Below are 9,238 nucleotides of genomic sequence, written 5' to 3'. Positions count from 1 at the left end.
CCCGCGGCGCGATGGCATTTGAGATACCGCTGACCGCTTCGGCAGTCAGGGCAGCGTCTCCCGTCATGTTCTTGAGCATAGTGCTGTGAGGACAACCGGCCCGGGACGGGGGCACGCTTCGCATTTCCGGGTCGACACGCACGTCCGAATGGTTCGGGCGTGCCTCTGTGAGGAGTGTGGATCATGCGCACCGGCGTGATCGCGAAGAAGATGGGGATGACCCGCCTGTTCCAGGATGACGGCCGCCACGTGCCGGTCACCGTCCTGCAACTCGAAGGCCTGCAGGTCATCGCCCGCCGCGAGATGAATACCGACGGCTACACCGCCGTCCAGCTTGGCGCAGGCGTCGCCAAGGCCAAGAATGTCGCCAAGCCGCAGCGCGGCCACTTCGGCAAGGCCGAGGTCGAGCCGAAGGCGGTGGTCGCCGAATTCCGCGTCACCGAGGACAATCTCCTCGACGTCGGCGCCGAACTGTCGGCCGACCACTTCGTCGCCGGCCAGCTGGTCGACATCCAGGGTCGTACCCAGGGTAAGGGTTTCGCCGGCGCGATGAAGCGCTGGAACTTCGGCGGTCTGCGCGCGACGCACGGCGTGTCGGTGTCGCATCGCTCGCACGGTTCGACCGGTAACCGCCAGGACCCGGGTCGCGTCTTCAAGAACAAGAAGATGGCCGGCCACATGGGCGACAAGAACCGCACCCAGCAGAACCTCGAGATCGTCGGCACCGACGTCGAGCGCGGCCTGATCTTCGTCAAGGGCTCGGTCCCCGGCTCGAAGGGCGGCTGGCTGTTCGTCAAGGACGCGGTCAAGGTCGCCCATCACGCCGATGCGCCGATGCCTGCCGGGCTGAAGAGCGCCGCAAACAACAATGTCGCTTCTGCCGAGCCCGCTCCGGAAGCCACCGCTGGCCAGGAGGGCTAAGAAGTGAAGGTCGCAGTCAAGTCCTTCGCCGGTTCCGCCGCGGCGGATGTCGAGCTCAACGACGAGGTCTTCGGCCTCGATCCGCGCGCTGACGTCCTGCATCGCGTCGTCACCTGGCAGCTAGAAAAGCGTCGCGCCACCGCGCGCGGCACCCGCGAGCGTGCCGATGTCGCCCGCTCGGGCAAGAAGCTGGGTCGCCAGAAGGGCGGCGGTGTCGCCCGTCACGGCGATCGTCGCGCTCCCGTCTTCATCGGCGGTGGTAAGGCTCACGGTGCCCGCGTTCGCGACTTCAATCCGTCGCTGAACAAGAAGATCCGCGCGCTGGGTCTGAAGATGGCGCTGTCGAGCCATGCCAAGGCCGGCTCGCTGATCGTCATGGACAGCCTGGTGGTCGACGGCAACAAGACCAAGACGCTGAAGGGCGATCTGGCCAAGCTCGGCTTCGGCAAGACCGCGCTCGTCATCGATGGCGACGCCGTCGAGACCAGCTTCGCGCTCGCCGCCGGCAACCTCCGCGAGGTCAACGTCCTCCCGGCGATCGGTGCCAACGTCTATGACATCCTGAAGGCTGACACGCTGGTGCTGACCCGCGCCGCGGTCGAAAAGCTGGAGGCCCGCTTCAATGGCTAAGCAGCAGAAGGCTGTCGACAACCGTCACTATGACGTGATCGTCGCGCCGCACATCACCGAGAAGGCGACCCTGCTCAGCGAGCAGAACGCCGTCGTGTTCAAGGTCGCCAACGACGCGACCAAGCCGCAGATCAAGGCTGCCGTCGAAGCTCTGTTCGACGTCACCGTGACCGGCGTCAACACGATCGTCCAGAAGGGCAAGACCAAGCGTTGGAAGGGTGCTCCCTACCAGCGTTCGGACATGAAGAAGGCGATCGTCACCCTCAAGGATGGCCAGTCCATCGACGTGACGACGGGGATCTAAGGGCCATGGCACTTAAGCATTATAACCCGACGAGCCCGGCCCGCCGCGGCCTCATCCTCGTCGACAAGTCGGCGCTCTATAAGGGCAAGCCGGTCAAGGCGCTGACCGAAGGCAAGCGCAAGACCGGTGGCCGCAACAACAAGGGCCATGTGACCAGCCGCGGCATCGCGGGCGGTCACAAGCAGAAGTACCGCTACGTCGACTTCAAGCGTCGCAAGTGGGACGTCGAGGGCACCGTCGAGCGGCTCGAGTACGATCCGAACCGCACCGCGTTCATCGCGCTGGTCAAGTATGCCGACGACGAGCTGGCCTACATCCTGGCGCCGCAGCGTCTCGCGCCCGGCGACAAGGTCGTCGCGGGCAAGAAGACCGACGTGAAGCCGGGCAACGCCATGGAGCTGGGCCAGATGCCGGTCGGCACCATCGTCCACAACGTGGAGATGAAGCCGATGAAGGGTGGCCAGATCGCCCGTTCGGCCGGCACCTATGTGCAGGTCGTCGGCCGCGATCGCGGCATGGTGATCGTTCGCCTGAACTCGGGCGAGCAGCGCTACATCCACGGCGAGTGCATGGCGACGGTCGGCGCGGTGTCCAATCCGGACAACCAGAACCAGAACCTCGGCAAGGCCGGGCGTTCGCGCTGGATGGGTAAGCGCCCGCTGACCCGCGGCGTCGCCAAGAACCCGGTCGACCACCCGCACGGCGGTGGTGAAGGCCGGACCTCGGGCGGCCGTCATCCGGTCACCCCGTGGGGCAAGCCGACGAAGGGTGCGCGCACCCGTCACAACAAGGCGACGGACAAGATGATCATCCGCAGCCGTCACGCGAAGAAGAAGGGCTGATAGATGGCTCGTTCTGTTTGGAAGGGCCCGTTCGTCGAACTGAGCCTGCTCAAGAAGGCCGAAGCCGCGCAGGATGCCGGTGGCCGTGCGCCGATCAAGACCTGGTCGCGTCGCTCCACCATCCTGCCGCAGTTCGTCGGTCTGACGTTCTCGGTCTACAACGGCCGCAAGTTTGTGCCCGTCTCGGTCAACGAGGACATGGTCGGCATGAAGCTCGGCGAGTTCGCGCCGACCCGCTATTTCCCGGGTCACGCGGCTGACAAGAAGGGCAAGCGCTGATGAGCAAGCCTCAGTCCCCCCGCAAGGTCGACGACAAGTCGGCCCTGTCCGTCGGCACCCAGATCCGTGGGTCGGCGCAGAAGCTGAACCTGGTCGCGGGCCTGATCCGCGGCAAGAAGGCCGGCGACGCGCTCAACATCCTCGCCTTCTCGAAGAAGGCGATGGCGGTGGACGCGCGCAAGGTGCTCGCTTCGGCGATCGCCAATGCCGAGAACAACCACAACCTCGACGTCGACGCGCTCGTCGTCGCCGAGGCGTCGGTCGGCAAGTCGATCACCATGAAGCGCTTCGCCACGCGTGGCCGCGGCAAGTCGACGCGCATCCTGAAGCCGTTCAGCCGTCTGCGCATCGTCGTGCGCGAGCAGGAAGAAGCATAATGGGTCAGAAGAGCAACCCGATCGGTCTGCGCCTGCAGATCAACCGCACCTGGGACAGCCGCTGGTTCGCGGAAGGCCATGACTATGGCCGGCTGCTGCTGGAGGATCTCAAGATCCGTCAGTACATCATGAAGACGCTGCCGCAGGCGGCGATCTCCAAGGTGGTGATCGAGCGTCCGGCCAAGCTGTGCCGCATCTCGATCTTCGCCGCCCGTCCCGGTGTCATCATCGGCAAGAAGGGCTCGGACATCGAGAAGCTGCGCAAGACGCTCGGCGCGATGACCAGCTCGGACGTGTCGCTGAACATCGTCGAAATCCGCAAGCCGGAAGTCGATGCGCGTCTCGTCGCGCAGGGCATCGCCGACCAGCTGGAGCGTCGTATCGCGTTCCGCCGCGCCATGAAGCGCGCGGTGCAGTCGGCGCTGCGTCTGGGTGCCGAGGGCATCCGCGTGCAGTGCGGCGGCCGTCTGGGCGGCGCCGAGATCGCGCGCACCGAGAGCTATCGTGAGGGCCGCGTGCCGCTGCACACGCTCCGCGCGAACATCGATTATGCCGAGGCCGAAGCGCACACGTCCTACGGCGTCTGCGGCGTCAAGGTCTGGGTGTTCAAGGGCGAGATCCTGGGTCACGACCCGATGGCGACCGACCGGCTGATGATGGAGGCTCAGACCTCCGGCGTTCGCCCGGCGCGCGACGACCGCCGTTAAGGACGAGAAGAGATGCTGCAACCAAAGCGCACCAAGTTCCGCAAGGCCTTCAAGGGCCGCATCCACGGCGATGCGAAGGGCGGCACCACGCTGAACTTCGGCGCCTATGGCCTGAAGGCCATGGAGCCGGAGCGGATCACCGCCCGCCAGATCGAGGCGGCCCGCCGCGCGATCACGCGTCACATCAAGCGCCAGGGGCGTTTGTGGATCCGCGTGTTCCCGGACGTGCCGGTGTCGACCAAGCCTGCCGAAGTCCGCATGGGCTCGGGCAAGGGCTCGCCCGAATATTGGGCGGCGCGCGTCAAGCCGGGCCGTATCCTGTTCGAGCTCGACGGCGTCGAAGGCAAGATCGCCGCGGAGGCGTTCGAGCGCGCCGCGATGAAGCTCCCCATCAAGACCAAGGTCGTTGCCCGCCTGGGCGACACCTCGCACCTCGGAGGCGAGTAATGGCCCAGAGCAAGAAGAACGGGACCGATTTCAACGGCCAGAGCGACGACCAGCTCGTCGAGAGCCTGGGCAACCTGAAGCGCGAGCAGTTCAACCTGCGCTTCCAGGCTGCGACCAACCAGCTCGAGAAGCCGAGCCGCGTGAAGGAAGTCCGCCGCGACATCGCGCGGATCAAGACCCTGCAGGCCAAGCGCACCAGCGCTTCGGCCGCCAAGTAAAGGACCAAGGCACATGCCGAAGCGCGTGCTGACCGGGCTGATCGTCTCCGACAAGGGCGACAAGACGGTGGTGGTGAACGTCGAGCGTAAGGTGAAGCACCCGCTCTACGGCAAGATCATCCGCCGTTCGAAGAAGTATCACGCCCATGACGAGGCGAATGAGTACAAGCAGGGCGAGACCGTGCGCATCGAAGAGATCGCGCCGATGTCGAAGCTCAAGACCTGGAAGGTGCTCGATCGGGTGAACACCCATGCGACGCCGGAGCGGGTCGACGTCGACGCGTAATCGGCCGTCGTCCCGGCATCGACCGGGATGACCCGATTGTGATCGGCGGGCAGGGGGCTTGCCCTCTGCCACCGGGGCGGCTATGGGGCCGCTCCCCCTGGCGCGGGTTCGCCCGCCGCCGGGGTCGTTTTTTTTAGGCCGGGCTGGGTCGGAATCCAGCCCAAGAAGAGAAGGAAGCAGGATCGATGATCCAGATGCAGTCCAATCTCGACGTCGCTGACAATAGCGGCGCGAAGCGGGTGCAGTGCATCAAGGTGCTGGGCGGCTCGAAGCGTCGCACGGCATCGGTCGGCGACATCATCGTCGTCAGCATCAAGGAAGCGCAGCCGCGCGGTCGCGTGAAGAAGGGTGACGTGCACCGCGCCGTCATCGTCCGCACCGCCAAGGACATCCACCGTGCCGATGGCTCGACCATCCGCTTCGACAGCAACGCTGCCGTTCTGGTCAACAAGAACGAGGAGCCGATCGGCACCCGTATCTTCGGCCCGGTGGTGCGCGAGCTGCGTGGCAAGAAGCACATGAAGATCATCTCTCTCGCTCCCGAGGTGCTGTAATGGCCGCCGCGAAGATCAAGAAGGGTGACCAGGTCATCGTCCTGTCCGGCAAGGACAAGGGCAAGACCGGCACCGTGACCCAGGCGATGCCGAAGGACGGCAAGGTCGTCGTCGGCGGCGTCAACGTTGCGACGCGCCACCGCAAGCCGACCCAGGCGAACCCGCAGGGTGGCCTGGAGCGCGTCGAAGCGCCGCTGCATATCTCGAAGGTCGCGCACGTGACCGCCGACGGCAAGCCGACCCGCGTCCGTTTCGAGATGCAGGATGGCAAGAAGGTCCGCGTGGCCGTGAAGTCCGGGGAGAAGATCGATGGCTGATGCCTACAAGCCCCGGATGAAGGGGATCTACGAGGACACGATCGTCAAGGCGATGGTCGAGAAGTTCGGGTACAAGAACGTCAACGAGATCCCGCGGATCGAGAAGATCGTGCTCAACATGGGCGTCGGCGAGGCGACCCAGGACAAGAAGCGCGTCGACCAGGCCGCGTCCGAGATGGAGCTGATCGCGGGCCAGAAGCCGGTGATCACCAAGGCGAAGAAGTCGATCGCGCAGTTCAAGCTGCGTGAAGGCATGCCGATCGGCGTGAAGGTCACCCTTCGCCGCGAGCGCATGTACGAGTTCCTCGACCGCTTCATCACCATCGCGCTGCCCCGCGTGCGCGACTTCCGTGGTCTGAACCCGAAGAGCTTTGACGGTCGCGGCAACTATGCCTGCGGCATCAAGGAGCAGATCATTTTCCCCGAGATCAGCTATGATCGCGTCGACAAGGTGCGCGGCATGGACGTGATCGTCACCACCACGGCGAAGACCGACGACGAGGCGCGCGAGCTGCTCCGTCTGTTCGGCTTCCCGTTCCCGCAGCCCGAGGCCGCCGAAGAGAAGAAGGCGGCATAAGGGTTCCCCTCCCGCTTGCGGGAGGGGCTAGGGGAGGGGCTCAGCGAGCGTAGTTCGTGTCGGTCCTTCCCTCCCCCGACCTCTCCCGCAAGCGGGAGGGGAGTTACATAGGAAGAGCTTAAGTCCATGGCGAAACTGAGTTCGATCAACAAGAACGAGCGTCGCAAGAAGCTGGTGAAGCAATATGCCGGCAAATATGCGAAGCTGAAAGCCCAGGCTAACGATGAGAGCCTGGACGAAAGCGAGCGCCTGATCGCCCGCCTCAAGATGGCGGAACTGCCGCGCAACGCGAACCCGACCCGGATCCGCAACCGCTGCGAGATCACCGGCCGTCCCCGCGCTTATTACCGCAAGTTCCGTCTTGCTCGCGTCATGCTGCGCGATCTTGCCAACAAGGGCATGATCCCCGGCCTCACGAAGTCGAGCTGGTAAGGATTAGATCATGGCAGTGACCGATCCCCTGGGTGACCTGCTCACCCGCATCCGCAATGGCCAGCGCGCGCGCAAGGACTCCGTCCTGACGCCGGCGTCGAAGCTGCGCGTCCGCGTGCTCGACGTTCTGCAGCGCGAAGGCTATATCCGTGGCTACAGCGAAGAGCAGATGGGCCCCGCGGCCGGCATCCGCGTCGAGCTGAAGTATTTCGAGGGCCAGCCGGCGATCAAGCACGTCGCGCGCGTCTCGAAGCCCGGCCGTCGCATCTATTCGGGCGCGCAGGACCTGCCGCGCGTGCGCAACGGCCTGGGCATCACCATCGTGTCGACCCCGCGCGGTGTTCTCTCGGACGCGGAAGCGCGCGAGCAGAACGTCGGCGGCGAAGTGCTGGCGGAGGTGTTCTGATGAGCCGCATCGGTAAGAAGTCCGTCGCGATCCCCGCGGGCGTGACCGCGACCGTCGCCGACAAGGTGCTGAGCGTGAAGGGGCCCAAGGGCACCCTGTCGATGCCGCTCGCCGACGAGATCGCCTATGACGTCCAGTCGGACGCCATCGGCGTGCAGCCGGCGAACGACACCAAGCGCGCCCGCGCCTTCTGGGGCATGCAGCGCACGCTGGTGCAGAACCTGGTGACCGGCGTCACCACCGGCTTCTCAAAGAAGCTGGTCATCACCGGCGTCGGCTACCGCGCCGCGGCGCAGGGCAAGACCCTGAAGCTGCAGCTCGGCTACAGCCACGACGTCAACATCGACGTGCCGGAAGGCATCGAGGTGAAGACGCCGGACGCCACCACCGTCGAGATCAGCGGTTCGGACAAGCAGAAGGTCGGCCAGCTGGCCGCCGAGATCCGTCGCTGGCGCAAGCCGGAGCCGTACAAGGGTAAGGGCATCAAGTACGACGGCGAGTTCATCTTCCGCAAGGAAGGGAAGAAGAAGTAATGACCAAGGGTCTCTCTCTGTTCGAGAAGCGCCGTCGGCGCAATCGTACCGCGCTGAAGGCGCGTGCCGGTGGCCGTGCGCGGCTCTCGGTGCATCGTTCGGGCAAGCACATCTACGCCCAGGTGATCGACGACGAGGCGGGCAAGACCGTCGCCTCGGCCTCGACGCTGGAAAAGGGTGCGCGCGACACGTCGGGCGCCAACGTCGCTGCGGCGACCGAGGTCGGCAAGCGCGTCGCGGAAGCGGCGAAGGCGGCCGGTGTCACGCAGGTCGTGTTCGACCGCGGTGGCTTCCTGTTCCACGGCCGCGTCAAGGCGCTCGCCGAAGCGGCTCGTGAAGCCGGACTGGAGTTCTAAAGATGGCTGACGACAACAACGTGCAGCCCGCAGCGGCTGAAGGCGCGCCGCAGGATGCGCAGCAGGGCCAGAGCGGCTTCGGCGGTCCGGGCGGCGGTCGCGGTCCGCGTGGCGGTCGTGGCGGCGGTCGCGGTCCGGGTGGTCCGGGCGGCAATCGTGGCGGCCGTGACGGCAACCGCGGTCGTCGCGACGACCGTCGTGGCGGTCAGGACGATGGCGGCGAAGAGCTGATCGAGAAGCTGGTCCACATCAACCGCGTCTCGAAGACGGTGAAGGGCGGCAAGCGCTTCGGCTTCGCGGCACTGGTCGTCGTCGGCGACGGCAAGGGCCGGGTCGGCTTCGGTCATGGCAAGGCACGCGAAGTGCCGGAAGCCATTTCCAAGGCGACCGCTTCGGCGAAGAAGGCGATGGTCCGCGTGCCGCTGCGCGAGGGTCGTACCTTGCACCATGACGGCAACGGCCACTTCGGTGCCGGCCGCGTCACCGTCCGCTCGGCGCCGCAGGGCACCGGCATCATCGCGGGTGGCCCGATGCGCGCCATCTTCGAGAGCCTGGGCGTCGCCGACGTGGTGACCAAGTCGATCGGGACCTCGAACCCGTACAACATGATCCGCGCCACCTTCGAGGCGCTGACCGACCAGACTTCGCCGAAGGCGGTCGCTCAGCGTCGTGGCAAGAAGATCGCCGACCTGCTCGGTCGCGGTGGTGCCGACAAGGGCGTCGCCGAGGCCGAAGCCGCGGCCGTCACGGAGTAACGCACGATGGCGACGATCAAGATCAAGCAGACCGGTTCGCCGATCCGCCGCACCAAGGACCAGCGCGCGACGCTGGTCGGCCTTGGCCTCAACAAGATGCACAAGGTGTCGGAGCTCGAGGATACCCCCGAGGTCCGCGGCATGATCCGCAAGGTCCAGCACATGGTTGAGGTTCAGGGCTAAACACCCGTATCCGACCTAGTGACAAATACGGGGAAGGGGGCTAACCAGCCCCCTTCCTTTTTCCGATTTTTCCACCACCCGGCCTAGTCGCCGGGAGCGCGACAAAAGCGAAAG

At 65.7% G+C, this 9,238-nt stretch carries 19 protein-coding genes; all 19 read left to right on the top strand.

Features of this window, described 5'->3' with window-relative positions; translation table 11 throughout:
• Positions 1-183: 183 nt before the first annotated feature.
• The gene (gene rplC / locus ACU5AX_RS05185; protein ID WP_446689919.1) at positions 184-921 is read left to right on the top strand and encodes a 50S ribosomal protein L3; all 738 of its coding nucleotides are present in this window, start codon (positions 184-186) and stop codon (positions 919-921) included.
• Between the two features lie 3 nt (positions 922-924).
• Positions 925-1,551: a 50S ribosomal protein L4 gene (rplD, locus tag ACU5AX_RS05180; RefSeq protein WP_198352434.1), complete on the top strand. Its 627-nt coding sequence runs from the start codon at positions 925-927 to the stop codon at positions 1,549-1,551.
• Entirely contained in the window at positions 1,544-1,855 is a 312-nt protein-coding gene (locus ACU5AX_RS05175; RefSeq protein WP_198352435.1) for a 50S ribosomal protein L23, read from the top strand. The genes rplD and ACU5AX_RS05175 overlap by 8 nt, the downstream gene beginning before the upstream one ends.
• A 5-nt stretch (positions 1,856-1,860) precedes the next feature.
• Positions 1,861-2,697 carry a 50S ribosomal protein L2 gene (rplB, locus tag ACU5AX_RS05170; RefSeq protein WP_198352436.1) on the top strand — a complete coding sequence of 279 codons (837 nt, stop codon included), beginning with the start codon at positions 1,861-1,863 and terminating at the stop codon, positions 2,695-2,697.
• A gap of 3 nt (positions 2,698-2,700) precedes the next feature.
• On the top strand, positions 2,701-2,976 hold the full coding sequence (gene rpsS / locus ACU5AX_RS05165; RefSeq protein WP_198352437.1) for a 30S ribosomal protein S19: 276 nt from the start codon (positions 2,701-2,703) through the stop codon (positions 2,974-2,976).
• Complete coding sequence (gene rplV / locus ACU5AX_RS05160; RefSeq protein WP_115377318.1) at positions 2,976-3,353, top strand: 50S ribosomal protein L22; 378 nt, start codon at positions 2,976-2,978, stop codon at positions 3,351-3,353. Before rpsS ends, rplV begins: the two co-directional genes overlap by 1 nt.
• Complete coding sequence (gene rpsC, locus ACU5AX_RS05155; RefSeq protein ID WP_198352438.1) at positions 3,353-4,060, top strand: 30S ribosomal protein S3; 708 nt, start codon at positions 3,353-3,355, stop codon at positions 4,058-4,060. The genes rplV and rpsC overlap by 1 nt, the downstream gene beginning before the upstream one ends.
• Positions 4,061-4,072: 12 nt before the next feature.
• Complete coding sequence (rplP, locus tag ACU5AX_RS05150; RefSeq protein ID WP_198352439.1) at positions 4,073-4,507, top strand: 50S ribosomal protein L16; 435 nt, start codon at positions 4,073-4,075, stop codon at positions 4,505-4,507.
• Entirely contained in the window at positions 4,507-4,725 is a 219-nt protein-coding gene (gene rpmC, locus ACU5AX_RS05145; RefSeq protein WP_446689918.1) for a 50S ribosomal protein L29, read from the top strand. Before rplP ends, rpmC begins: the two co-directional genes overlap by 1 nt.
• Positions 4,726-4,738: 13 nt before the next feature.
• A complete protein-coding gene (gene rpsQ / locus ACU5AX_RS05140; RefSeq protein ID WP_198352441.1) occupies positions 4,739-5,011 on the top strand; it encodes a 30S ribosomal protein S17 in 273 nt (90 codons plus the stop codon).
• A 185-nt stretch (positions 5,012-5,196) separates the two neighbouring features.
• Positions 5,197-5,565 (top strand): 50S ribosomal protein L14, encoded by a 369-nt coding sequence (gene rplN, locus ACU5AX_RS05135; RefSeq protein WP_184059266.1) that lies wholly within the window; start codon positions 5,197-5,199, stop codon positions 5,563-5,565.
• Positions 5,565-5,882 (top strand): 50S ribosomal protein L24, encoded by a 318-nt coding sequence (gene rplX / locus ACU5AX_RS05130; RefSeq protein ID WP_198352442.1) that lies wholly within the window; start codon positions 5,565-5,567, stop codon positions 5,880-5,882. The genes rplN and rplX overlap by 1 nt, the downstream gene beginning before the upstream one ends.
• A complete protein-coding gene (gene rplE, locus ACU5AX_RS05125; protein WP_198352443.1) occupies positions 5,875-6,459 on the top strand; it encodes a 50S ribosomal protein L5 in 585 nt (194 codons plus the stop codon). Before rplX ends, rplE begins: the two co-directional genes overlap by 8 nt.
• A gap of 126 nt (positions 6,460-6,585) precedes the next feature.
• Positions 6,586-6,891, top strand: a complete 306-nt coding sequence (gene rpsN / locus ACU5AX_RS05120; protein WP_198352444.1) for a 30S ribosomal protein S14 — start codon at positions 6,586-6,588, stop codon at positions 6,889-6,891.
• A gap of 10 nt (positions 6,892-6,901) precedes the next feature.
• A complete protein-coding gene (rpsH, locus tag ACU5AX_RS05115) occupies positions 6,902-7,297 on the top strand; it encodes a 30S ribosomal protein S8 (RefSeq protein WP_198352445.1) in 396 nt (131 codons plus the stop codon).
• Positions 7,297-7,830 carry a 50S ribosomal protein L6 gene (rplF, locus tag ACU5AX_RS05110; RefSeq protein WP_198352446.1) on the top strand — a complete coding sequence of 178 codons (534 nt, stop codon included), beginning with the start codon at positions 7,297-7,299 and terminating at the stop codon, positions 7,828-7,830. The genes rpsH and rplF overlap by 1 nt, the downstream gene beginning before the upstream one ends.
• Positions 7,830-8,186, top strand: coding sequence for a 50S ribosomal protein L18 (rplR, locus tag ACU5AX_RS05105; RefSeq protein ID WP_198352447.1), 357 nt, complete (start codon positions 7,830-7,832; stop codon positions 8,184-8,186). Before rplF ends, rplR begins: the two co-directional genes overlap by 1 nt.
• Before the next feature lie 2 nt (positions 8,187-8,188).
• Positions 8,189-8,941 (top strand): 30S ribosomal protein S5, encoded by a 753-nt coding sequence (gene rpsE, locus ACU5AX_RS05100; protein ID WP_446689917.1) that lies wholly within the window; start codon positions 8,189-8,191, stop codon positions 8,939-8,941.
• Between the two features lie 6 nt (positions 8,942-8,947).
• A complete protein-coding gene (gene rpmD / locus ACU5AX_RS05095) occupies positions 8,948-9,124 on the top strand; it encodes a 50S ribosomal protein L30 (RefSeq protein ID WP_115377306.1) in 177 nt (58 codons plus the stop codon).
• The last annotated feature ends 114 nt before the right edge of the window (positions 9,125-9,238 follow it).

It is taken from the genome of Sphingomonas benefaciens (genome assembly GCF_052907485.1).
The sequence above is the reverse complement of the archived record's forward strand: the minus strand, read 5'-3'. Positions and strand labels throughout refer to the sequence as shown.